23 protein-coding genes are annotated in these 23,369 nt (G+C 71.4%); 9 read left to right on the top strand and 14 right to left on the bottom strand.

All coding sequences use genetic code 11. The annotated features are described in order from the left end of the window. Nucleotides 1-27: 27 nt before the first annotated feature. Nucleotides 28-1,065: an SGNH/GDSL hydrolase family protein gene (locus tag SPR02S_RS47050; protein ID WP_026151522.1), complete on the bottom strand. Its 1,038-nt coding sequence runs from the start codon at nt 1,063-1,065 to the stop codon at nt 28-30. Between the two features lie 147 nt (nt 1,066-1,212). Here SPR02S_RS47050 and SPR02S_RS47045 point away from each other — a divergent pair, with 147 nt between their 5' ends. Further along, nucleotides 1,213-2,604 (top strand): cystathionine beta-synthase, encoded by a 1,392-nt coding sequence (locus SPR02S_RS47045; protein WP_019064018.1) that lies wholly within the window; start codon nt 1,213-1,215, stop codon nt 2,602-2,604. Nucleotides 2,605-3,081: 477 nt separating this feature from the next. Here SPR02S_RS47045 and SPR02S_RS47040 read toward each other — a convergent pair whose 3' ends face one another. From SPR02S_RS47040 to SPR02S_RS57985, 7 genes are all read right to left on the bottom strand, one after another. After that, complete coding sequence (locus SPR02S_RS47040) at nt 3,082-3,513, bottom strand: hypothetical protein (RefSeq protein ID WP_019064017.1); 432 nt, start codon at nt 3,511-3,513, stop codon at nt 3,082-3,084. A gap of 19 nt (nt 3,514-3,532) precedes the next feature. Next, nucleotides 3,533-5,131, bottom strand: coding sequence for a SulP family inorganic anion transporter (locus SPR02S_RS47035; protein WP_019064016.1), 1,599 nt, complete (start codon nt 5,129-5,131; stop codon nt 3,533-3,535). A gap of 97 nt (nt 5,132-5,228) precedes the next feature. Then, nucleotides 5,229-5,909, bottom strand: a complete 681-nt coding sequence (locus tag SPR02S_RS47030; protein WP_019064015.1) for a carbonic anhydrase — start codon at nt 5,907-5,909, stop codon at nt 5,229-5,231. A 141-nt stretch (nt 5,910-6,050) separates the two neighbouring features. Then, nucleotides 6,051-6,986, bottom strand: coding sequence for an ABC transporter substrate-binding protein (locus SPR02S_RS47025; RefSeq protein WP_019064014.1), 936 nt, complete (start codon nt 6,984-6,986; stop codon nt 6,051-6,053). Nucleotides 6,987-7,005: 19 nt separating this feature from the next. Further along, nucleotides 7,006-7,668, bottom strand: a complete 663-nt coding sequence (locus tag SPR02S_RS47020; RefSeq protein ID WP_019064013.1) for an ABC transporter permease — start codon at nt 7,666-7,668, stop codon at nt 7,006-7,008. After that, the gene (locus SPR02S_RS47015) at nt 7,668-8,309 is read right to left on the bottom strand and encodes an ABC transporter permease (protein ID WP_019064012.1); all 642 of its coding nucleotides are present in this window, start codon (nt 8,307-8,309) and stop codon (nt 7,668-7,670) included. The genes SPR02S_RS47020 and SPR02S_RS47015 overlap by 1 nt, the downstream gene beginning before the upstream one ends. Then, nucleotides 8,306-9,379 (bottom strand): ABC transporter ATP-binding protein, encoded by a 1,074-nt coding sequence (locus SPR02S_RS57985; protein WP_019064011.1) that lies wholly within the window; start codon nt 9,377-9,379, stop codon nt 8,306-8,308. The genes SPR02S_RS47015 and SPR02S_RS57985 overlap by 4 nt, the downstream gene beginning before the upstream one ends. Before the next feature lie 142 nt (nt 9,380-9,521). Between SPR02S_RS57985 and SPR02S_RS47005 the strand changes: the two genes are divergently transcribed. From SPR02S_RS47005 to SPR02S_RS46995, 3 genes are all read left to right on the top strand, one after another. Beyond that, nucleotides 9,522-11,177, top strand: a complete 1,656-nt coding sequence (locus tag SPR02S_RS47005) for an aromatic amino acid ammonia-lyase (RefSeq protein WP_019064010.1) — start codon at nt 9,522-9,524, stop codon at nt 11,175-11,177. A gap of 41 nt (nt 11,178-11,218) precedes the next feature. Then, nucleotides 11,219-12,073, top strand: a complete 855-nt coding sequence (locus tag SPR02S_RS47000) for a MurR/RpiR family transcriptional regulator (protein ID WP_043258990.1) — start codon at nt 11,219-11,221, stop codon at nt 12,071-12,073. 304 nt (nt 12,074-12,377) lie between these two features. Continuing rightward, a complete protein-coding gene (locus SPR02S_RS46995) occupies nt 12,378-12,971 on the top strand; it encodes a hypothetical protein (RefSeq protein WP_078623219.1) in 594 nt (197 codons plus the stop codon). Nucleotides 12,972-12,997: 26 nt separating this feature from the next. On the opposite strand, the gene SPR02S_RS46990 is transcribed toward SPR02S_RS46995, so the two are convergent. The 5 genes from SPR02S_RS46990 to SPR02S_RS46970 form a co-directional block, all read right to left on the bottom strand. Next, nucleotides 12,998-13,372, bottom strand: a complete 375-nt coding sequence (locus SPR02S_RS46990) for a hypothetical protein (RefSeq protein ID WP_019064007.1) — start codon at nt 13,370-13,372, stop codon at nt 12,998-13,000. 22 nt (nt 13,373-13,394) lie between these two features. After that, entirely contained in the window at nt 13,395-13,925 is a 531-nt protein-coding gene (locus SPR02S_RS46985) for a roadblock/LC7 domain-containing protein (RefSeq protein WP_019064006.1), read from the bottom strand. Nucleotides 13,926-13,959: 34 nt separating this feature from the next. Further along, the gene (locus SPR02S_RS46980; protein WP_019064005.1) at nt 13,960-14,820 is read right to left on the bottom strand and encodes a hypothetical protein; all 861 of its coding nucleotides are present in this window, start codon (nt 14,818-14,820) and stop codon (nt 13,960-13,962) included. Next, nucleotides 14,817-15,215, bottom strand: a complete 399-nt coding sequence (locus SPR02S_RS46975) for a hypothetical protein (RefSeq protein ID WP_026151519.1) — start codon at nt 15,213-15,215, stop codon at nt 14,817-14,819. Before SPR02S_RS46975 ends, SPR02S_RS46980 begins: the two co-directional genes overlap by 4 nt. A gap of 183 nt (nt 15,216-15,398) precedes the next feature. Next, complete coding sequence (locus SPR02S_RS46970; protein ID WP_245607753.1) at nt 15,399-16,841, bottom strand: type III PLP-dependent enzyme domain-containing protein; 1,443 nt, start codon at nt 16,839-16,841, stop codon at nt 15,399-15,401. Between the two features lie 161 nt (nt 16,842-17,002). On the opposite strand from SPR02S_RS46970, the gene hutU reads away from it, so the two are divergent. The 4 genes from hutU to hutI all read left to right on the top strand — a co-directional run bounded on the left by hutU (nt 17,003) and on the right by hutI (nt 22,525). Continuing rightward, nucleotides 17,003-18,667, top strand: a complete 1,665-nt coding sequence (gene hutU / locus SPR02S_RS46965; RefSeq protein ID WP_026151518.1) for a urocanate hydratase — start codon at nt 17,003-17,005, stop codon at nt 18,665-18,667. Beyond that, a complete protein-coding gene (locus tag SPR02S_RS46960; RefSeq protein WP_019064001.1) occupies nt 18,664-19,899 on the top strand; it encodes an allantoate amidohydrolase in 1,236 nt (411 codons plus the stop codon). Before hutU ends, SPR02S_RS46960 begins: the two co-directional genes overlap by 4 nt. Further along, nucleotides 19,896-21,242, top strand: coding sequence for a formimidoylglutamate deiminase (locus tag SPR02S_RS46955; protein ID WP_019064000.1), 1,347 nt, complete (start codon nt 19,896-19,898; stop codon nt 21,240-21,242). The genes SPR02S_RS46960 and SPR02S_RS46955 overlap by 4 nt, the downstream gene beginning before the upstream one ends. A gap of 95 nt (nt 21,243-21,337) precedes the next feature. After that, a complete protein-coding gene (gene hutI, locus SPR02S_RS46950) occupies nt 21,338-22,525 on the top strand; it encodes an imidazolonepropionase (RefSeq protein WP_019063999.1) in 1,188 nt (395 codons plus the stop codon). Nucleotides 22,526-22,555: 30 nt separating this feature from the next. Here the strand turns inward: hutI and SPR02S_RS61990 are convergent, their stop codons facing one another. After that, nucleotides 22,556-22,744 (bottom strand): HflX GTPase family protein, encoded by a 189-nt coding sequence (locus SPR02S_RS61990; protein WP_174447604.1) that lies wholly within the window; start codon nt 22,742-22,744, stop codon nt 22,556-22,558. Nucleotides 22,745-22,885: 141 nt separating this feature from the next. Between SPR02S_RS61990 and SPR02S_RS46945 the strand changes: the two genes are divergently transcribed. After that, entirely contained in the window at nt 22,886-23,353 is a 468-nt protein-coding gene (locus SPR02S_RS46945; protein ID WP_019063998.1) for a hypothetical protein, read from the top strand. Nucleotides 23,354-23,369: the final 16 nt, after the last annotated feature.

Genomic DNA, 23,369 nt, shown 5'->3' with positions numbered 1-23,369 from the left:
GACGGGCTGGAGAGTGCCACCTCGGGCTCAAACGCCGGACGGGCTGGAGGGTGCCGCCTCCGGTTCCGGTACCCGGCGCCTCTTCCGCCGCTTCAACAACGCCCACGGCCCCCGCGGCCCCGTAGGCATCGCCGCCGTGACCTCCGTCCCCGCCTCCGAAGCCGCCTCCGCGGCGGCTCGTGCCACCGGCAGGAAGCCCTCGCGGCGGGACGCGTCCGGGCGGTCCTCCTCGGCCGGCCAGAGGCCCAGGGCGGCGCACACGGTCGGGAGGATGGCCATCGCGGCGGTCGCGTACCCCTCCGCCGAGGGGTGGAAGTTGTCCGGGCCGAACAGCTCGCGCGGGTTCGCCGCGAACTCGGGGCCCAGCAGGTCGCCCAGCGACACCGTGCGGCCGCCCTGTTCGACCGTGCCGATCGTCTGGGCCGCCGCCAGTTGCCGGGAGGCCCGGCGGGCCAGCCAGCGCAGGGGCTGCTGGACCTGCTCCACCGTCCCGAGGTCGGGACAGGTGCCGACGACCACCTCGGCGCCGGCCGTGCGCAACCGTCGTACCGTCGCCGACAGATGGCGGACCGATCTGGTGGGGTGCATGCGGTGGGTGACGTCGTTCGCGCCGATCATGATCACGCAGACGTCGGGCACCCGGGTGGTGTCCGCGAGGGCCAGCGCCACCTGGCGGTCCAGGTCGTCGGACTGGGCGCCGGGAAGGGCCACGTTGTGCAGCTCGACCGGGCGTTCCGAGACCGCCGCCAGGCCCGAGGCCAGCAGCGCGCCCGGGGTCTGGGCCGCCCGGTGGACACCCTGGCCCGCCGCCGTGGAGTCGCCGAGCATGGTCAGCCGGATCGAGGGTTCACCCGGGGTGTCGTAGACATGTCCGTACCTGCCATCCGCGCTCGGCACATGGTTGCTGCCCGGCGCATGGCCGTTGCCCACATGTCGCTTCACGAAGCGGACCTCGGCCAGCACCAGCCCGATCGCCGCCGCGCCCACCAGTCCGACCCCGCCACCGCCGTACGCCGCACCGGCCGCGATCCGCCGGGCCACCCGCGCCCTCGACATCCTCGTCATACGTCGCCGCCACCTCCTCTAAGCCGTCATCCACTCCTTGCCCCGAACAGCACGTCGTCCAATCTCAACAGGCGGTGAACGTCATTTCCGGGCCTTAGGCTGGCGTGACCCATAACGACCACTTCTTTGCGGCAACCGGAGACAACGGTGCAATTCCACGACTCGATGATCAGCCTCGTCGGCAACACCCCGCTGCTGAGGCTCAACAGCGTGACCTCGGGCATCCAGGCGACCGTCCTGGCCAAGGTGGAGTACTTCAACCCCGGCGGCAGCGTGAAGGACCGCATCGCCCTGCGCATGATCGAGGCGGCGGAGAAGAGCGGGGAACTCCAGCCCGGCGGCACCATCGTCGAGCCGACCAGCGGCAACACCGGCGTCGGCCTGGCCATCGTGGCCCAGCAGAAGGGGTACCACTGCATCTTCGTGTGCCCCGACAAGGTGTCCACCGACAAGATCAACGTGCTGCGCGCGTACGGCGCCGAAGTGGTCGTGTGCCCGACCGCCGTCGACCCCGAGCACCCGGACTCGTACTACAACGTCTCCGACCGGCTCGTTCGCGAGACGCCGGGCGCCTGGAAGCCGGACCAGTACTCCAACCCCAACAACCCCCTCTCCCACTACCACTCGACCGGCCCTGAGCTGTGGCAGCAGACGGAGGGGAAGATCACCCACTTCGTGGCGGGTGTGGGGACGGGCGGCACCATCTCCGGCACCGGGCGCTACCTCAAGGACGCCAGTGACGGCGCCGTCCAGGTCGTCGGCGCCGACCCCGAGGGCTCGGTCTACTCCGGCGGTTCCGGGCGGCCGTATCTCGTCGAGGGCGTCGGTGAGGACTTCTGGCCGACCGCCTACGACCGGACCGTCGCGGACGAGATCGTCGCCGTGTCCGACAAGGACTCCTTCCAGATGACCCGCCGGCTGGCCAAGGAGGAGGGGCTGCTGGTCGGCGGCTCCTGCGGCATGGCCGTCGTGGCTGCCCTGCGGGTGGCTGAGCGGCTCGGCCCGGACGACGTCGTGGTCGTTCTCCTCCCCGACAGCGGTCGTGGCTACCTCTCGAAGATCTTCAACGACGAGTGGATGGCCGACTACGGCTTCCTGGAGGACGAGGGTCCCAGCGCCCGCGTCGCCGACGTCCTCAACGACAAGGTGCACGGCGCCATCCCGTCCCTCGTGCACATGCACCCGGAAGAGTCGGTCGGCGAGGCCATCGAGGTGCTGCGCGAGTACGGCGTCTCGCAGATGCCGATCGTGAAGCCGGGCGCCGGTCACCCGGACGTCATGGCGGCGGAGGTCGTCGGCTCGGTCGTCGAACGGGAGCTGCTGGACGCCCTGTTCACCCAGCGCGCCTCGCTGACCGACCCGCTGGAGAAGCACATGTCGGCCCCGCTGCCGCAGGTCGGCTCCGGTGAGCCGGTGGGCGACCTGATGACGGTGCTGGGCGGCGCCGACGCGGCGATCGTCCTGGTCGAGGGCAAGCCGACCGGTGTCATCAGCCGGCAGGACCTGCTGTCCTTCCTCGCCAAGGGCGGGAAGCAGTAGCAAAACGTCCGGTGAACGGGCCGTGGCGACGGCGACTTTGCGGTTGCCCACCGAAACGGTGGACTTCGCGGAAGTGGTACGAGGGCGTCACGTCCACGCAGCACACGCTTAACAAGCGTCGGGCAGATTAGTGGGTGTCGGCAGGGCGGGAGCGGCTCCCCGCCTCGCCGACACAAAAACGGCGTCACGGACCTCCGGAGCGGCTCCCGGACCTCCACCGACGCCTAGGACGCGCACGCCCGGCCCTGACCCGGCACGCGTCCCTCGCGGGGACCGCCGTCGTCCCGCCCTCCCGGCAACGGGGGGTGCGGCGGTCCCCGCGCATAGCTTTTTAACGGCCTCGTGCCTCGTACCTTTTTCTACGGCCCAGTGGACCCGGTAGGTTCCGTAGTGGCTCAACTCCCCAGCAGCGCAAGGCGCTCCTCCGTTTCCGAACCCGGCTCCGGTGCGTAGACCAGGATCGCGTGACCAAGACGGTCAGTCCTCCCACTCGCTGTCCTGGGAGGACTTGTGGCGTCGACCGCCGAAGAGCCCCGGGTTGGTGCGGGCGGCCTGGACGGCGTTGACGCCGACGATGCCGGCCCAGGCCACCAGCAGGCCGGGGAGGTGGGCGATGCCGCCGCCGATCGCCGACAGCGGGATCGCCAGGACCAGCGAGACGATGCCGAAGCCGAAGCGTTCGCCCCAGGAGTCGTTGGCGGCCTTCGGCCCGCGCGAGCCGCGGGCGACCACCAGCTGCTGCTCGGCCAGCTGTCGGCGAACCCGGCGTTCCACCGCGTCGTCGATCCGCTGATCGACCTTCTCCAGGAACGAGTCGACCAGCGCCGACTCGTACTCGTCGCCCAGTTCCCTGCGCGCCTGCAGGGTGGCGTTGAGTTCCTTCTTGAGTTCGACGTCGTTCGCATCCATTCCCGTCATGCGACTCAGATTAGGGAGCCGCCGCGCCCGCTGCACTGGGGATAGCCCCCCTGTTGGAAGTCGGGTTCACCGGGAGCACCCCGAGCGACTCCAGCACCCGGCGATGACCGTGCTCGACGCCCGTGATGCTGACCTCGATACCCCGGTCGCGCAGCTCGCCCACCGCGTCCTTCAGCGCGAGCGCACCCGTCGCGTCGACCGCCGTCAGTCCCGACAGTCGTAGGTCTACGGCCGTCACGTCCTGGACGTCCGCCAGGCTGCGGCGGAAGCGGTGGGCGGCGGTGAACAGGAGCGGGCCGTCGAAGCGGTACGTCACCGTGCCTGCTGCGCCCGGGAGTTCGTCGGTCGTGGCCGGGGCCAGTCGGGTGCCGCGCATCGCCGCGCGCAGGGCGAGCAGGACCGAGACACCTAGGCCGATGAGCACCGCGCGGACCAGGTCCAGGGCGAGCGTCGAGGCGGCGGTGAGGACCATCACCAGGGCGTCCCCACGGGTGGCGCGGGCCATGGCCCGTACCGCGTCCGTCTCCACCATGCGGATCGCCGTCGCGAGCAGTACTCCGGCCAGCGCGGCCAGCGGGATACGGCCCACCAGCGGGGCCGCGACCGCCACGATCCCGGCGAGGATCACGGCGTGCGCGAGGGCGGCCAGGCGGGAGGTGGCGCCGGTGCGGACGTTGACCGCGGTGCGGGCGATGGCGCCGGTCGCCGGGACGCCGCCGAAGAGCGGGGCCGCGAGGTTGGCGATGCCCTGGCCGAAGAGTTCCTTGCCGGGGTCGTGGCGTTCGCCGGGGCGCATCGCGTCCGCGACGGAGGCGGAGAGGAGGGATTCCAGGGCGGCCAGTGCGGCTACCGCCGCTGCGGGGAGGAGGAGGGTGGGGACTCGCGACACGTCCAGGAAGGCGAGGGACGGGGCCGGGATCGAGGACGGGAGTGTGCCCAGCCGGGTGACGTGCAGGTGCAGGGCCTCCGAGACGATCGTCGCCACGGCAACTGCCGCCAGGGAGAAGGGAACCGTCGGCTTCCAGCGCGCCCCGGCCAGCATCAGCGCCGCCGCACCGAGGGCGAGGAGCAACGCCGCCCAGTGCGGGGTCGTGTCGAACTCCTCCGACGCCCTCGCCGCGACCACCGCGACCTGGTCACCGCTCGGGGTGCGCACGCCCAGCGCCGACGGCACCTGCTGGAGCCCGATCACGCACGCGATGCCGATCGTGAAACCGGCGATCACCGGCGCGGGGACGTACGCCATCGCCGCCCCCGCGCGGGCGAACGCGAGCACGAGGAGCATGAAGCCGGAGAGCAGACCGACCGTCAGGACGCCGTTCGCGCCGTACTCGTGGACGATCGGGACGAGGACCACGGTCATCGCGCCGGTCGGTCCGCTGACCTGGCGCGCGGAGCCGCCGAACAGCGCGGCGAGCGAGCCCGCGACGATCGCGGTGATCAGGCCGGAGGCCGCGCCGAGACCGGACGTCACCCCGAAACCGAGGGCGAGCGGGAGGGCGACCACAGCGACCGTGAGACCGCACAGGAGATCGCGGCGCGGGGCGCGGGTCATGGTGCGGAAGTCGGCGGGGGAGGGCAGGACGGAGAGCACGCCGTTCATGTTCATGAGCTTCTTCGCGTCAGGAGCGTGGGGGAGTGGGGAATGCGGGAGTGGGGGAAATGCGGGAGTGGCCCAATAGGCCTGTTTTCGTGGGGAGTTGGGGCTACGGCAGCAGGGACACGAGCCCCGTGTCGAGGTCGAAGCGGGCCGCGACGACGTGCGCGGAGGTGAAGGCGGGGTCGGCGCGGATCGCGTCACGGACCCAGGCCGTGTGGGCCCGCATCGTGTGCTCGGCCCAGTCGCCGGGCAGGGCGCGGGTGCGGCGCGCGGCCGGGCTGATCTCGTCGACCAGGAGGGCGAGATGGCCGGGGACGGGGGCGCCGGTCTCCAGGTGTGCGAGGGTCGCGGCCACCGCGCCGCAGCGCTCGTGGCCGAGCACCAGCACCAGGGGGATGCGCAGTTCCTCCACGCCGTACTGGATGGAGGCGAGCACCGCCTCGTCCAGGACCTCGCCGGCCGTCCTTATGCACAGCAGGTCGCCGAGGCCCTGGTCGAAGACCAGCTCCGGCGGCACCCGGGAGTCGATGCAGCCGACGATCACCGCGAACGGGTGCTGTGCGGCGGCCAGTTGCCGGCGCAGCCGGCGGCTCTCGTCCGGGTGGCGGGAGTGGTCGGTGGCGTAGCGGCGGTTGCCGTCCAGGAGTTCGGCGAGCGCGGCGGGGGCGGTGGTCGGGTGGGGGTGTGGGCCGACGGCGGCGGTGGCGGTCGTAGGGGCGGTCGCGGGGGCGGCGGCCAGCGCGCCGACGGCGGTGGCCGTCAGGAAGGCCCTGCGGTTCGAGGCCATGCGGTTCCTCAGGTGGTGAGCGTGAAATCACCCTATGCATGCGCCCAGTTACCCAGAGTGCTGATTTAACGACACTTGGGTGATTCGTCGTCAGATCATCAACCGGGCATTACTTCGCCCCGCGACTACTTCGCCCGGCGACTACTTCGTGATGCCGTGCTGCTTCGCGTACGTGTTCGCCACGTCCTCCGGGTCCTTCTTGTCCTTGTCCACCTGGCGGTTCAGCTCGGTGAGTTGGGCCGTGGTGAGGAGGTTGCCCAGGCGCGCGAGGGCCTTGCGGACCGTGGGGTCGGCCACGCGGTCGGCGATCAGCGGGACGATGTGCTGGCTGGGGATCAGGGTCTTGGGGTCGGTCAGGACCACCCAGTCGTTGGCCTTGATGTCGGTGTCGGTGGTGAACAGGTTCGCCACGTCCACATCGCCCTTCTTCAGCGCGCCCTTCACCAACGGCCCGTCGGAATCAAGGGACTTGAACTCCTTGAACTCCACGCCGTACACGTCCTTCAGTCCTACGACGCCGACCTGACGGGTCTTCACCTCGGCGGAGGCGCCGATGACGAGCTTGCCGTTGTGCTTCGCCAGGTCGGCCAGCGAGGTGAGGCCGTACTTCCTGGCGGTCGCGCGGGTGACGACGAAGCAGTCCGCGTCCTCGGCGATGCCGTAGGGCAGGACCTGGAGGCCGGAGGGGAGGGCGAGGGTGAGGGCGTTCTGCATCTCGCCCGCCTCCGCGACCTTGGATCTGGGCTGGAGGTAGGTGAGCAGGGAGCCCTGGTACTCGGGGAGGAGGTCGATGTCGCCGCTCTTGAGGGCGGGGAAGACGATCTCGCGGGTGCCGAGGTTGGGGCGGACCTTGACCTTCACGCCGGCCGCTTCGAGGGCGGCGGCGTAGAGGTAGCCGAGGACCTGGTTCTCGGTGAAGTTGGCGGTGCCGATGGTGACGCCGTTCTTGCTGGAGGCGCTGCCACCGCCGGTGGAGCCCCCGCCGTCCAGCGAGGTGACGCCGCTCGCGCAGGAGGACAGGACGGGGACGGCTACGGCCGTTCCGGCGAGGGCGCCGAGGAGGGTGCGACGGTTCATTTCGGGGTTCCCGGTTTCCCTAGGCGGTGCGGTGGCGGAAGAGGAAGCGCTGGAGGCCGGACAGGCCGAGGTCCAGGACGATGGCTACGACGGCGACGAGCACCGCCCCGCCGAGCACCTGCACGAGGTCGCGCTGGGCGAGTCCGTCGAAGACGAAGCGGCCGAGGCCCCCGAAGGAGACATACGCGGCGACGGTGGCCGTGGAGACCACCTGGATGAGCGCGAGCCGCAGGCCGGTCATGATCAGGGGGAGCGCGAGGGGCAACTCGACCTGGAAGAGGACCTGGTGGCCGCGCATGCCCTGCCCGCGCGCCGCGTCCTTCACATCTGGATCCACGGCCGTCATCCCGGCGTAGGTGTTCGTCACGATCGACGGGACCGCGAGGGCGACCAGCGCGATGTACACCGGCCACATCGACAGGCCGCTGGCCAGGAAGACGAGGACGACCAGGCCCACGGTCGGCAGCGCGCGGCCGAAGGAGGCGAGGTTGATCGCGAGGAACGCGCCCTTGCCGGTGTGACCGATCAGCAGGCCGAGCGGGAGGCCGATCGCGGCGGCGATGAGGGTCGCGAGGAGCGAGTACTGGAGGTGCTCGGCGAGGCGGTGCGCGATGCCGTCCGTACCGGCCCACTGGGAGCCGCTGGTCAGCCACTTGGCGAGGTTCTTGAAGAGTTCGAACATCAGGCTCGCCGCCTCTTCCACGGGGTGAGTACGTACTGGAGGGCGACCAGGGCCGCGTCCGCGACCACGGCGAGCAGCAGGGTGAGGACCACGCCCACGATCACCGGCGTCGGGAAGTCGCGCTGGAAACCGTCGGTGAAGAGCTGGCCGAGGCCGCCGTCGCCGATGTAGGTCGCGACCGAGACGAGCGAGATCGACATGACGGTCGCGATACGGACGCCGGCCATGATCACCGGGAGCGCGAGGGGGAGTTCGACGGTGAGGAGCGTGCGCAGGGGGCGCGTGCCCATCGCCTTCGCGGCCTCCTTCGTCTTCGCGGGGACCGAGTCGAGGCCCTCGACCGTGTTCCGCAGCAGCACGACCAGCGTGTAGACCGTCAGGCCGATCACGGTCGTGGTGCGGGTGAGGCCGCTGATCGGGAGCAGCAGCACGAAGATCGCGATCGACGGGATCGTGAAGAGCACGTTCGAGAGGCCCAGCAGGAAGCCCCGGAGCGGGCGGACCCGGTGGGCGACCACGGCCAGCGGGAGCGAGATCAGCAGGCCGAGGAAGACGGCGGTCAGCGCGGCCTGGAGGTGCGAGAACGTGAGGCTGGTGAGGTCGTCGGTGTGGTCGCCTATCCACGACCAGTCGATGGTCATGCGGCGGCCGCCTCGGTCTCCGTGGTCCGCGTGGTCCCCGTGTGTGTCCGCGCCTCGGCGTGCGCCTGGCCCGCGTGGGTGTGGATGTCGTCGCGGGACGAGACGCCGGTGAGGACGCCGGCCGCGTCGACACGGGCGATCAGGCCGGTGGGGGACGCGACGGACTCGTTGAGCGCCGCGAGCAGGGAGTCGCCGTCCTTGAGCGGTCGTACGGGGATCTCGGCGCCCTTGGTCGCCCAGTGGAGGGGCTTGCGGGCCTCGTCCACGACCAGGGTCCAGGTGCCGCCCTCGGGGGCCGGGCCCTGTGGGACCTCGGCGAGGGTCTTCAGCGAGAGCAGCTTGAGGCCGCGCTCGGCGCCGAGGAAGTCGGCGACGAAGTCGTCGGCCGGGCGGGCGAGGAGTTCGGCGGGGGCCGCGCACTGGACGAGGTGACCGCCGGTGCGGAAGATCGCGATGCGGTCGCCGAGCCGTACGGCCTCGTCGATGTCGTGCGTGACGAAGACGATGGTCTTGTTCAACTCCTTCTGCAGGCGCAGCAGTTCGTCCTGGAGCTGGGTGCGGACCACCGGGTCCACGGCGCCGAACGGCTCGTCCATCAGGAGCACCGGCGGGTCGGCGGCGAGCGCGCGGGCCACGCCGACGCGCTGCTGCTGGCCGCCGGAGAGCTGGTGCGGGTAGCGCTTCCCGGCGTCGGGGGCGAGCCCGACGGTTTCCAGGAGCTCGGCCGCGCGGGCCCTGGCCTTCTTCCGTCCGTGGCCCAGGAGCAGCGGCACGGTGGCGATGTTGTCCAGCACCGTGCGGTGCGGGAAGAGGCCCGACTGCTGGATGACGTACCCGATGGAACGGCGCAGTTCGGCCGCGTCCTGCTGGGTGACGTCCTTGCCGCCGACCTTGATGACGCCCGAGGTCGGTTCGATCATCCGGTTGATCATCCGAAGGGTGGTCGTCTTGCCGCAACCGGAGGAACCGACCAGTACGGTGACCCCGCCTTCCGGCATCTCCAGGGAGAGATCGTGAACTGCTGTCGTGCCGTTGGGGAAGCGTTTGTGGACCGCGTCGAACTGGATCATGAGTTGTCCCTTGCCCGGCTGTATAACGTCATGCAGAGTTCTCGGTGTCTGAATAGTTTGTCAATGTCTCCGCGTTAATCCGAAGTAACGGATGCCCGGCAGGCAAGATCGAGTGTCCTGATTGAGGGGAGTTCGTCGCCTTATGTCGTCTCAGATCGTGGACGCCTCCGATGTGACGCTGTCCGGGGGCACCGGTCTGGTCGTCCTCGACGGGGTCGGCTTCGGGGTCACCGACGTCGTCCGCCTCGCCGACGGGGACGCCCGGCCGGTCCCCGGCACCGACGCGATGAAGCGCGCGACCGACTCCTGGGACGCGGCCCGCCAGATCGCCGCGACGGGCCGCGTCTACGGCCGCTCGACCGGCGTCGGCGCCAACCGGAACGAGGATGTGCCCACCGAGGCCGCCGCCGAACACGGGCTGCGGTTGCTGCGCAGCCACGCCGGCGCGATCGGCGACGAGCTTCCGGCCCGGGAGGTCCGCGCGATGCTCGCCGTCCGCGCGAACCAGTTGCTGGCCGGGGGTGCGGGGCTACGGCCGACGGTCGTCACGGCGCTGTGCGAGGCGCTGGAGAACGGGGTGTATCCGGTCGTCAACGAGTTCGGGTCGGTGGGGACGGGGGACATCGCGGCGCTGGCTCAGGTGGGGTTGGCGTTGGTGGGGGAGCATGCTTGGCGGGGCGTGGAGGGCTCCGGCGGGGTCGGTGGGGTGGCTTTCGGGGGGCGGGGTGGGCCGGCCTCAAGTGCCCTTCCCTTCAACGGAGTTCCCGAGCATGCCCGCGCCGGAGTTCCCGAGCCGTACCTTCGCAACGGCACCCTCGCCGGCGTCCCCGAGCCCCAACCCCTCGACAACAACGACGCGTTGGCGTTGATCAGCAGCAACGCCCTCACCCTCGGCCAATCCGCGCTCGCCCTGCACGAGTTGCGGGGGCTCATCGGGGCCACGCAGGTCGTCGGGGCGCTCTCGCTGCTCGCCGTCGACGGGTCGCACGAGCCGTTCGCCGCGCCTGTGCATGCCGCTCGGCCGCACCGGGGGTCCACCGAAGTCGCCCGGCGGATGCGGGAGTTGATCGGGGCCGCCGACCGGCCCACTCCTCCGCTCGGGCGGATCCAGGACCCGTACGGCTTCCGGTGTCTGCCGCAGATCCACGGGCCCGCGCACGACGCGGCGGACGCGTTGGAGGAGGTGCTCGCGATCGAGATCAACGCGGCCGCCGAGAACCCCTTCATCTCCGCCGAGGACATGACCGCCTACCACCACGGCGGCTTCTACCAGGCCCAACTCGTCCTCGCCCTGGACCACTTCAGGCTCGCGCTCACCCAGGTCGCCCGCCTGTCGACGTCCCGGCTCTCCTCGCTGAACGAGCCCGCGTTCACCCGCCTCAAGCCGTTCCTCGCCGACAACGAGGCCGCGTCCTCCGGCGTGATGATCCTGGAGTACGCCGCCGCTGCCGCCCTCGGCGATCTGCGCGCGTTCTCGGCTCCCGCCTCGCTCGGGCACGCTGTACTCTCCCGAGGCGTCGAGGAACAGGCCAGCTTCGCCTCGCTCGCCGCCCGTCAGACACTGCGCGCCTGCCGCGCGTACCGTCTCGTCGTCGGCTGCGAACTGGTCGCCGCCGTACGCGCGTTGCGCCAGCGCGACCTGCGGCCCGACCCGGAACTCCCGGTCGGCCGCGCGCTGGAGCTGGCCGAATCGGTGCTGGACGACGGGACGGCGGACCGGCCGCTCACGGACGATGTGACGGCGGCGGCGGGACTGCTCGACCGGTTCACGGACATCTGGAGGGGGAGCACGTCATGAGCGTGGATGGGAGCGTGGAGGTGACGGTGGAGGAGGTGACGATGGACAGGAGTATGGATGTGACCGACAGCCCGGCCGGACGGCTGCAGGCGCTCTTCGAGGGGCACCGGCTCACGCCGACCCAGCGGCGCATCGCGCACAGCATGGTGCGGCGCGCCGCCGAGGTGCCGTTCCTCTCCAGCGTCGAACTCGCCGAACTCGCCGGCGTCAGCCAGCCCTCCGTGACCCGCTTCGCGGTCGCCCTCGGCTTCGACGGCTACCCGGCGCTGCGCAAACACCTCCGCGAGGTCGCGCCCGCCGAGTCCGTCACCGACACGGCGTCGTACAACGAGTACCAGCAGGCCGTAGAGGCCGAGATCGAGAACCTGAAGCACCTCGCGGAGATACTGGCCGATCCCCGCCCGGTCGCCAAGGCGGGGCGCCTCCTCGCCGCCTCGCGCCCGCTGCCCGTGCTCGGCCTGCGCGCGGCGGCCTCCCAGGCGTACGGCTTCGCGTACTTCGCCGCCAAGGTCCATCCGGACGTACGGCTGCTCAACGAGGGCGGCACGATGATCCACGACCGGATCGACGCGGCCGTCCGGGCCGGCGCCACCGCCCTGCTCTGCTTCGCGCTGCCCCGGCATCCGCGCGAGGTCGTCGACACCCTGGCGTACGCGCGGGAGGCGGGCCTGACCGTCGTCACCGTCGCGGACTCGGCGTTCGCCCCCGTCGCCAAGGTGTCCGACCTGCTGATCCCGGCCGCCGTCGGCACCGGCCTCGCCTTCGACACGGCCTGCGCGCCGATGCTGCTCGGCCGGGTGTTGCTGGAGGCGATGTGCGACGACCTGCCGGACGCGCAGGCGAGGCTCGAGGAGTTCGACGCGCGGGCGGCGGCGCGGGGCTTGTTCGTGGAGTGAGAGGCGCTGCGCGGGCTGCGGCGTGGGTTGCCGGTGACCGCCGATGCCGATCCACGGTGGTCGTCGGGTGTCGGCAGCGGCTTTCGGGTGCGGGTGCGCTGTGGCTGGTCGCGCCCCGCGGCGGAGCCGCCAATGACACAGCCCCGCGCCCCTTGGGTATCGGTGCCCGCCGAGCTGTTGAGCGGGCCTGCCCCGACCAGCCGGAAAACCCGTCCCCGCTGCCGAGTTCTCAGACTCGTCTCACGTTCGCTCACTAGTCTCCCCGGCACTACGGAACTGTGCCGGGACGACCAGGAGGCGGGACGTGGCACGCGGAGATCGCAGAGTCCAGGGGCTGGCCCGAGTGGCAGTCGTCGTACGGGCCGGAGCCGCCCCCATGTGGTGGTTCGGGGTGCTCGCGGCGGGTGTCGGCGTACTGCTGCCCGGTATCACCGGGCGCCGGATCGGGGTGATGGCCGGGGCCGCCCTGTTCATCATCGCGGCGATCGTGGTGTCGTACACGCGCCGCAAGCGGTACACCGCCCTCGCGCGCGGCGCCGCCCGGGCCGGCAAGCACGACGTGCTCCAGGACCGCGCGGTGAGCGTACGGAACTGGCGCCGCGCCCACCGCTGGTGGCTCGTCCTCTCCTTCGCGCTCGCGCTGGGCAGCGGCTTCGCCGTGCCGGCAGCGGGCGGCATGCTGCTCGCCGGCGCCGGTACCGGGCTGCGCCTGAAGGCCGCCTGGCTGGGCCGCCGGGAGCGCGCCGACGACGTACTGCTGTGGATCCGCGTCGACTGGCTGGACAAGCGGCACGGCGCCCCCGCCGGCAAACCGGTCAAGGGCTACCGCTCCACCGGCATCGCCGCGGGCGACGCGACCCCGGGCGGGGCGCGCCGCCGCAGCGACGTCTTCGCGTAGCCGGGCTCCAGACCTGACCTTCGGGCCTAGACCTCCAGGTCCGCCTCGATCTTCTTCAGCTGGTGCCGGGCCATCGCCAGGTTGGCCCGGGCGGAGTCCAGGACCAGGTACAGGAAGAGCCCGTTGCCGCCGCGGCCCTTGATCAGCCGGATCAGGTGGTACTGGCTGGACAGGGTGATCAGGATGTCCTCGATCTCGCTCTTCAGGCCGAGGTGTTCCATCGTGCGCAGCTTGGAGCGCACGACGTCGGTGTTCCCGGCGGCGGCGACGCCGAGGTCGAAGGTCTTGCTGCCGCCCAGCGTGCCGAGCGCCATACCGCTGGTGTAGTCGACGAGCGCGACCCCGGTCGCGCCCTCGATGGAGGTCAGCGCCTCTTTGAGGGAGGTTTCGGTGTTGGCCATGACAGTGCTCCTCTGGTTCCGTTCAACTTTCGGTGGTGGTGCGCGCGTTGGTGCCTGTGGTGGTGCGTGGTGCGCGCGCGGTTCTCGTTCGTGCGGTGGTGGTTTTCGGGGGCGCCTTGGCGCGCGGCGCCGGGTCGGTTCGCTCCTCGGCCACGACGGCTTCGGCCGCTGCCTCGGCCGCGGCCTCGGCGTCGACCAGTTCTCCGATCCGGGCCCCCGCGCGGCGGCCCTCCAGCAGCAGCCGGCCGACGTGGACCCGGTCCTGGGCGAGCACGGTCAGCACGGCGCCGCGGCCCGCCGCGTAGGTCGCGACATAGCCGTAGACCCCGCGCACGATCAGCTCGCGGAAGTCGCCCTGCCCGGTCGCGTCCGCCATCCGTACGGCCACGCCGAGCGCCGTCACGGTGAGTGCGGCCACCCGCTCCGGCTCGACGCCCGGGGTGTCCTGCGCCAGGAGGAGACCGTCGACGCCCGTCGCCAGCGCCCCGGTCAGCTGGGGCACGCGGGCTCTCAACCGGCGCAGCTCGTCGAGGATCTCTGCCTCGGAGGCCATCGGCTCTCTCCTCTCGGCGCGTGTTCGCTGCCACTCAAAGGGCCTCCAGCGCATCTCTGAGCCTCTTCAGCAAGGTGATGTCGGGGTCGGTGACATGGGGATCGGTGCCGACGGAATCTGTCGTGCCGGTGCCGGTGCCGGGTGAGGGCCTGGTGGCGGGCGTGGGCGGCCGGGGCGACACGAGCCCCGCCGACACCAACCGCCGGACGTCCAGCAGCGTGGGGTACGCCCGCCGGCCCAGCACCCGCGCGATGTCCGGCGCCGTACGGACGCCGTCGACCTGGGCCAGCACCGCGGCCTGCCGGGCGGTGACCGGCGGGGGCGCGACGGGGTCGGCCCGCACCAGCGGTGTGCCGTCCGTCGCCGCGTCCGGCCAGACGCGGTGCAGCAGATCGCGCCGGCGCAGCGTCTCCCGCTCCAGCGCGGTCACCGGAACCGGCCGCACACCCCCGATCGGATGCGTGACGCCGTACCGGAAACGCCCCGGGGTGCTGCTCGGCGCGAGCACGAAGTACGCCGCGTCGTACAGCGCCCCGAGATGGCACAGTTCCAGCGCGCCCGGGCTCAACAGGCCGCCGTCCACCAGCAGTCGGGTCGTGGCGTGCCGGTCGTCGGTCGCCCGGGCCGCCGCCTCCCAGGCCTCGGCGCCCAGGGTGCCGTGCGCGGTGAGGAGCAGTTCGAGGCCGGGGGCGGACGGGCTCTCGGCGTGCACGACATGGCCGTCGACGAGATGCAGGCTGCCGCGCTCGCGGACGAGGACACCGGTGGCCTCCTCGGCGGCGAGCCGCGTCAGCATCGGCGAGACCCCGCCCCACCCCCGCTCACCGGCGGCGGCCTTGTCCCGTACGGGCAGCCGGGGCGGCGGGGTGGTGGGCGTGGCCTTGACCGCCGTCATCCCAGCACCAGCCGTCCGGCCATCTCGCCGAGCCGGATCCGGGCCAGCGCGAGATTGCCCTCCGCGCGGGTCAGCCACAGATGCAGGAACACACTGCTGTCGAACGACGTCCGTACGAACCGCAGCACGTGATAGCTGTCCCGGTTGCTGACGATCAGATCCTCCAGCGGCGGATCGTCGCCCTCCTGACCGTCCTCCCCGACGGCCGCGAACGCCCGGTGCTCGGCCGCCAGCCGCGCCAGCTCCGCGGCCTCGGCCGCACTGGCCTCCTGGTCACCCCCGGGCGACTCTCCTACGACGCCCAGGGCCAGCCCGCTCGTCCAGTCGACCAGCGCGGCGCCCCGGGCACCGGGCAGTCGCATGGCCTCCAGTAAGCACTCGTCGATTCCGGGCACCGTGGCTCCCCTCCCGCCTGCGGTTCGGCTGAGTGACGACGAAGCTACGCACCGTGTGGCCGAGGGGTGAGGGATCTGGCATTTTCCAGTGGAACATGCCCCCGAGTGACTAAGGTGGGTCAACTGACCCCGTTTTCACACGAGTTGCATGGGTCAGTTGAACCCTGCTCGTACGGGCGTGCGTCAACGGCTCCCAGGCGCGCGCAGGGTGGTGAGCGCGGCGGCGTGCGCCCCTCCGGATTCGGCCACGATCTCCGCCACCGTCTGCGGCTCCCGCACCGTCGCGAACGACACGCCCCCGGCACCGTCCCGCACGAAGCCGTAAATCCCCGGCCGGGCAAGGGAGTTGTAGGCGTAGTGCGCCGCGAAGTAGTACGCACCGGTGTCCAGCGCCGCCGCGTAGTCCCCCTGCTCCAGCAAGGGCAACGCCTGCCCCTCGGCCAGCAGATCCCCCGCGAAACACGCGGGTCCTGCGACGTCCTGCACCACGTCCGCCCCCGACTTGGGCCGCCCCTTCCCGTCGTAGGCGGCGATCCGCAGCGGCCAGGACTGCGGCGCGTACACCGTCCGCGTCGCGACCTGCACGCCCGCGTGCGTGATCGCGATCGGCCGCCCACCGGCACTCTTCGCGTACTCGACCCGGGCCACCACCGTCCCCTGCTTGGCCAGCATCGACCGCCCGAACTCGGTGACCAGCCCGTACCGCCCGTCGAACAGCCCCGGCACCGCCTCCTTCAACAGCTGCGCGTACTGCGCATACGTCGGGCTCGTCGCGTCCGAACCGAAGTTCACCCCCAGGCCGCCGCCGATGTCGAGCGTGTCGATCTGCCGCCGCCCGAGCCGCGCGTTGATCTCCTCCGCCAGCCGGTACGTCTCCTCCACGCCCCGCGCCAGCAGCGACAGCGGGATGCCCTGCGACCCGGTGTGCGCGTGCAGCCGGGTCAGCCACGGCCGCTCGGCGAACGCCCGCACCACCCACTCCCGCGCCCCCTCGTCCCGCAGCGCCACCCCGAACTTCGAGGTCGCCGTGGCGGTGGACAGCGCGGCGATCGACCCGCCCCCGATCTGCGGATTGACCCGGATCCCGAGCGGGGAGCGACTGGTCGCCGACCGCATCAGCCCGTCGATCCGCTCCAACTCCTGCGGATTATCGGCGTTTACGGCGATCCCCAGCGCCAGCGCCTCCCGCAACTCCGCCGGCGTCTTCGCGGGCGCGTCCAGCACCGTCCGCTCCGGCCGTACGCCCGCCGCCCGCGCGAGGGCCAGCTCACCCGGGCTCGCCACCTCCGCGCCGATGCCCTCCTCGTTCAGCAGCCGCAGCACCGGCACGAGCGGACTCGCCTTCACGGCGAACGCGTGCAGCACGGGAGTCCCGGGCGCGGTCACCGCGTCGAACGCCGCGCGGAGCGCCGCCGCCGACTCCCGGACACCGGTGACGTCCAGCAGCGCGGCGATGGGGGCGCCGGGCCCCAGCAGGCCCTGCTCCACGGCGGCCTGTACGGCTTCGTCCCGGCGGGCGGTGTGCTCGGTGCCGGGATCCTGGCCGGTGTCGATGCCGAGATCCGCGCCGGGGTCGGTGCCGTCCGTGTGACCCTGGTTTCCGTCGTTCACTGGAGCCCCCGTCATGTCGTCGCCCATGGTCGGTACATCCGGCCAAACACTCAGAGCCTGCCCACAGAGACGCCCCCATGTATTGACTAGTTCTATTCACGAAGCCAGGATGTGAATAGCAGTAGTAAAAACGCGTAGCTCAGACCCGCTGAGAGCAGTCCGCTAGGAGGCAGACCATGTCAGGACCCCGCCCCGTACGAGCACCGCGCGGTACGGAACTGAGCGCCCTGGGATGGCAGCAGGAAGCCGCCCTGCGGATGCTGCAGAACAACCTGGACCCCGAGGTCGCCGAACACCCCGACAAGCTCGTCGTCTACGGCGGCACCGGCAAGGCCGCCCGGGACTGGCGCTCCTTCGACGCCATGGTCCGCACCCTGCGCACCCTCAAGCAGGACGAGACGATGCTCGTCCAGTCCGGCCGCCCGGTCGGCGTGATGCAGACCCACGAGTGGGCGCCGCGCGTCCTCATCGCCAACTCCAACCTCGTCGGCGACTGGGCCAACTGGGAGGAGTTCCGCCGCCTGGAGGCCCTCGGCCTGACCATGTACGGTCAGATGACCGCCGGCTCCTGGATCTACATCGGCACCCAGGGCATCCTCCAGGGCACGTACGAGACCTTCTCCGCCGTAGCCGCCAAGAAGTTCAACGGCACCCTCGCCGGAACCATCACCCTCACCGCCGGCCTCGGCGGCATGGGCGGCGCCCAGCCCCTCGCGGTCACGATGAACGACGGCGTCGCGATCTGTATCGACGTCGACCCGCGCGCCATCGAACGCCGCATCGAGCACCGGTACTTGGACGTGAAGGCCGACTCCCTCGCGCACGCGCTCCAGCTGGCCGTCGAGGCCCGCGACGCCCGCCGCCCGCTCTCCATCGGCCTCCTCGGCAACGCCGCCGAGCTGTTCCCGCAGATGCTCGCCGAGGGCGCCCCCATCGACATCGTGACCGACCAGACCTCGGCCCACGACCCGCTGGCCTACCTGCCGATCGGCATCGCCTTCGAGGACATGGCCGACGCCGCCGCCAAGGACCCGGCGGGCTTCACCGCCCGCGCCCGTGAGTCCATGGCGAAGCACGTCGAGGCGATGGTCGGCTTCATGGACGCCGGAGCCGAGGTCTTCGACTACGGCAACTCGATCCGCGGCGAGGCCCAACTCGCCGGGTACGAGCGGGCGTTCGCCTTCCCCGGCTTCGTCCCCGCCTACATCCGCCCCCTCTTCTCCGAGGGCAAGGGCCCCTTCCGCTGGGCCGCCCTGTCCGGCGAGGCCTCCGACATCCACAAGACGGACAAGGCGATCCTCGACCTCTTCCCCGAGAACGAGTCCCTGCACCGCTGGATCAAGATGGCGGGCGAACGCGTCCACTTCCAGGGCCTGCCCGCCCGCATCTGCTGGCTCGGCTACGGCGAGCGCGACAAGGCCGGCGAGCGCTTCAACGACATGGTGGCCTCCGGCGAGCTGGCCGCCCCGCTGGTCATCGGCCGAGACCACCTGGACTCCGGCTCCGTCGCCTCCCCGTACCGCGAGACCGAGGCCATGCTCGACGGCTCCGACGCGATCGCCGACTGGCCGTTGCTGAACGCGATGGTCAACGTCGCCTCAGGCGCATCCTGGGTGTCGATCCACCACGGCGGCGGCGTCGGCATGGGCCGCTCCATCCACGCGGGCCAGGTGACGGTCGCCGACGGCACGCCTCTCGCCGGCGAGAAGATCCGCCGGGTCCTGACCAACGACCCCGGCATGGGCGTCATCCGGCACGTCGACGCCGGGTACGACATCGCGGAGCGGGTCGCGGACGAGCGGGGCGTGCGGGTGCCGATGCGCGAGGGTGGAGAGGCGTGACCTTCCACAGCACGTGGGCGGAGTTGCTGCCGATCGGCCGCAACTCCGCTTCCGGCGGCTACCGCCGCTACGCCTGGACGGCCGCCGACGCCGAATGCCGGGACTGGTTCGAGGCGCAGGCCAAGTCACGCGGGCTGACCTACGAACTCGACCGCAACGGCAACCAGTGGGCCTGGCTCGGCGACCCCGCTGCCGGGGACGCCGTCGTCACCGGGTCGCATCTCGACTCGGTACCCGACGGCGGGGCCTTCGACGGCCCCCTCGGAGTCGTGTCGTCCTTCGCAGCACTCGACGAACTGCGGGGCAGGGGAGCGGAGTTCACCAAGCCGCTCGCCATCGTGAACTTCGGCGACGAGGAAGGCGCCCGCTTCGGGCTCGCCTGTGTCGGGTCGCGACTCACCGCCGGGCAGCTCACCGTCGAGCAGGCGCACCGGCTGACCGACGGCGACGGGGTCACCCTGCCGCAGGCCATGGTGGCCGCCGGTTACGACGCCGACGCCATCGGCCCCGACCCCGAGCGCCTCGCCCGTATCGGCGCGTTCGTCGAACTCCACGTCGAACAGGGCCGCGCCCTCGACCTCTCCGGCGACCAGGTAGGCATCGCCAGTGCCATCTGGCCGCACGGGCGGTGGCGGTTCGACTTCCGGGGCGAGGCCAATCACGCCGGTACAACGAGGCTGGTGGACCGGCGGGACCCCATGCTGTCGTACGCCGAGACCGTGCTCGCCGCCCGCCGCGAGGCCCAACTGGCGGGCGCGGTGGCCACGTTCGGGAAGATCGCCGTAGAACCGAACGGCGTCAACGCCATCCCCTCCCTGGTGCGCGGCTGGCTCGACTCCCGCGCCGCCGACCAGCAGACCCTCGACACGGTGGTCACCGGCGTGGAGAAGGCGGCCCGTGAGTACGCGGAGGCGCACGGCATCGACCTCGACATCGTCCGGGAGTCCTTCACCCCGGTCGTCGAGTTCGACCACGCCCTGCGCGACGAACTCGCCCGAGTCCTGGGAAAGGGGAAGGGGAACGGGACGGGGATGGAACTGACCGTCCCCGTCCTCGGCACCGGTGCCGGACACGACGCCGGAATCCTCTCCGGGAGCATCCCGACCGCCATGCTGTTCGTGCGCAACCCCACGGGCGTCTCGCACTCCCCGGCCGAGTTCGCGGCCGAGGACGACTGCGTGGCCGGGGTGACCGCACTCGCCGACGTACTGGAAGGGCTGGCCTGCAGGTGACGCACCCCACCACGCGGACGTACTGGCTGGAACACGCCTGGCTCGACACCAACGTCGAGCCGGGCGTCGCCCTGGAGGTGAGGGACGGCCGAATCGCAGCCGTCCGCACCGGAGTCGACACCCCGCCCCCCGGCGCCGAGCCGCTCCGAGGCCTCACCCTCCCCGGCCTCGCCAACGCCCACAGTCACGCCTTCCACCGCGCCCTGCGTGGCACGGTCCAGGTCGGCTCCGGGACCTTCTGGACCTGGCGGGAGTTCATGTACTCCTTCGCCGACCAGCTCACCCCGGACACCTACCATGCACTGGCCCGCGCGGTGTACGCCGAGATGGCGCTGGCCGGGATCACGGCGGTCGGCGAGTTCCACTACGTGCACCACGCCCACGGCGGCACCCCGTACGCCGACCCCAACGCCATGGGCGAGGCCCTCATCGCCGCCGCCTCCGAAGCCGGTATCCGCATCACCCTCCTCGACACCGCCTACCTTTCCTCCGGCTTCGGACAGCCCCCCAACCGCCACCAGCTCCGCTTCTCCGACGGAAGCGCGGACGCCTGGGCCGAACGCTGTTCACTTCTCAAGGAACAAGATCACGCAAGGATCGGTGCCGCCATCCACTCCGTACGGGCCGTGCCCGCACGGGAGTTGGCGACGGTGGCGAGGTGGGCGGAGGAGCGCCGGGCCCCGCTCCACGTCCACCTGTCCGAGCAGACCGCCGAGAACGACGCCTGCCGCACCGCCCACGACTGCACCCCGACCCAACTCCTCGCCGACCACGGGGTGTTGGGCCCCCGCACCACCGGCGTCCACAACACGCACCTCACGGACGAGGACATCGCGCTGCTGGGGCGTTCGGGCACCGGCACCTGCATGTGCCCCACGACGGAACGGGACTTGGCGGACGGCATCGGCCCGGCGGTCGCCCTCCAGCGCGCCGGCTCACCCCTCTCCCTCGGCTCCGACAGCCACGCGGTGATCGACCTGCTGGAAGAGGCCCGCGCAATGGAGTTGAACGAGCGCCTGCGCACCCGCACACGGGGTCACTGGACGGCGGCGGCATTGCTCCGTGCAGCTTCGGCAGACGGCCACGCGGCCCTGGGCTGGGACGAGGCAGGCACCCTTGAGGCAGGCGGGCTCGCCGACTTCACGACGATCGCGCTCGACTCGGTCAGAACAGCGGGGCCGGTGCCCAGGCTCGGCGCCGAGACGGCCGTATTCGCGGCGACGGCAGCGGACGTACGGCACACGGTCGTGGGCGGCCGGCACGTCGTACGCGACGGGGCGCACGCGCTCGTACCGGATGTGCCGCAGGCGCTCGCGGCAGCTGTCGAAGCCCTGCGCGCGTAGAGCCGCGCGTAGAGCCGATCGCCGACCCGCGCACGCACGAGGCCACGATCCCCCGCACCCACGAGGACACGACTCCCCGCACCCACGAGGACACGATGAGCGGCACCAGCACCAGCACCACTGTCATCACCAACATCGCCACGCTGGTCACCAACGACCCCTCCCTCGGTGACAGATCCCCTCTCGGTCTGATCCAGGACGCGGCCGTCGTCATCGACGGCGACCGCATCGCTTGGACCGGTGAAACAAGCAAAGCACCCGCCACTGACAATCGGGTCGACGCCGGTGGGCGGGCGGTCCTGCCCGGCTTCGTGGACTCCCACTCGCACCTCGTCTTCGCGGGCGACCGCACGCAGGAGTTCAACGCCCGCATGTCCGGGCGGGCGTACAGCGCGGGCGGCATCCGTACGACGGTCGCGGCGACGCGCGCGGCGAGCGACGGGGAACTGGAGGCGAACCTCACCCGTTACCTGGACGAGGCGCTCCGCCAGGGCACCACCACCTTCGAGACGAAGTCGGGCTACGGCCTGACGGTCGCCGACGAGTCCCGCGCGCTGCGGATCGCCGCCGCGCACACGGACGAGGTGACCTACCTCGGCGCGCACATCGTCTCGCCCGACTACGCTGACGACCCCGCCGCGTACGTATCCCTGGTCACCGGTGAGATGCTCAACGCCTGTGCCCCGCACGCCCGTTGGATCGACGTGTTCTGCGAGAAGGGCGCGTTCGACGGCGACCAGGCGCGCGCGATCCTCACGGCGGGGCGGGCGAAGGGCCTCCACCCGCGCATCCACGCCAACCAGTTGTCGTACGGCCCGGGGGTCCAACTAGCCGTAGAACTTGACGCGGCGAGCGCGGACCACTGCACCCACCTCACGGACGCGGACGTGGACGCGCTGGCGAGCGGCGCGACGGTCGCCACGTTGCTCCCCGGCGCGGAGTTCTCGACGCGCGCGCAATGGCCGGACGCGCGCCGCCTGTTGGACGCGGGCGTCACGGTCGCGCTGTCGACCGACTGCAACCCGGGTTCGTCCTTCACGTCGTCCGTACCCTTCTGCATCGCGCTGGCGGTGCGGGACATGGGGATGACTCCGGACGAGGCCGTGTGGGCGGCTACGGCGGGAGGGGCGGCTGCGTTGCGACGGGACGACGTGGGGCGGGTCGGGGTGGGGGCGCGGGCCGACCTGGTGCTGCTGGATGCGCCGAGCCATGTGCATTTGGCTTATCGGCCGGGAGTGCCGTTGGTGACCGGGGTGTGGCGGCGGGGAGTGCGGGTGGTCTGACTTGGGTGCAGGGGCCGGGGCGTCAGCGCGTCAGGTCACCTGAGCATCGGCAAGGCTTACGGCGGGGCAGCCGAGGAGCCCTGTCAGCACGCGACGTTGACGCTGCGTCAGGGGTGTCACGAAGACGGCCGCGTCGGCGTTCGTCCGCTCGACGAGCAGGGCTGTCTCGCGAACTTTCCCGTAGGTCAGCAGAGTTCGTGAGGAGTAGGGCAGGGCCATCTTTAGGTGCGCGTGTCCTGCGGCGATACGTGTTTTCTCACCCTGGTTTCAGCGGATCTCCCGGTCCCTCCTGTCCGCTGAAAGCGCACTGAGGGCGTCGTGAAACCGGGTGGGCGCAGGCTCTGTTCCAGAAGGAAGGCGATGCAGCCCCGACCGGGGGCCGCGGCCGACACCAAGGAGCAGATCACCATGGCCATCAACCTCACCCTCACCCTGACCGACGAGGACAAGCAGACCCTGCGTACCGCCGCGTACGGCGCCGTCTCGCTCATGGCCGCCGCCGGTGCCGCCGGTTCGCCGCACAAGGTCGCCACCCAGGGCAGCATCGCGCTGGCCTCCGCGACCGGCCCGATCGGTTACGTGCTCGCCGAGAAGTCGAAGATCAAGGGCTTGAACGGCAAGTCCGTGGCCGAAATCGCCGACCACGTGCTGCCGGCCCTGACCGAGGCGATGAGCGTGCTCAAGAAGCAGGACCCGGCCGAGGCCGCCAACTTCCGCGGCACCGTCCTCGTAGCCCTCGACGCGGGCACCCGGACCGGCAAGAACCAGTCCAGCCCCGTCATGGCCGAGATGACCCGCAAGATCACCGATGCGCTCGACGCCGCGTGATCGGGTGCCGTTCGAG

The sequence above is a fragment of the Streptomyces prunicolor NBRC 13075 genome, from assembly GCF_000367365.1.
Classification (GTDB): Bacteria; Actinomycetota; Actinomycetes; order Streptomycetales; family Streptomycetaceae; genus Streptomyces; species Streptomyces prunicolor.
The sequence above is the reverse complement of the archived record's forward strand: the minus strand, read 5'-3'. Positions and strand labels throughout refer to the sequence as shown.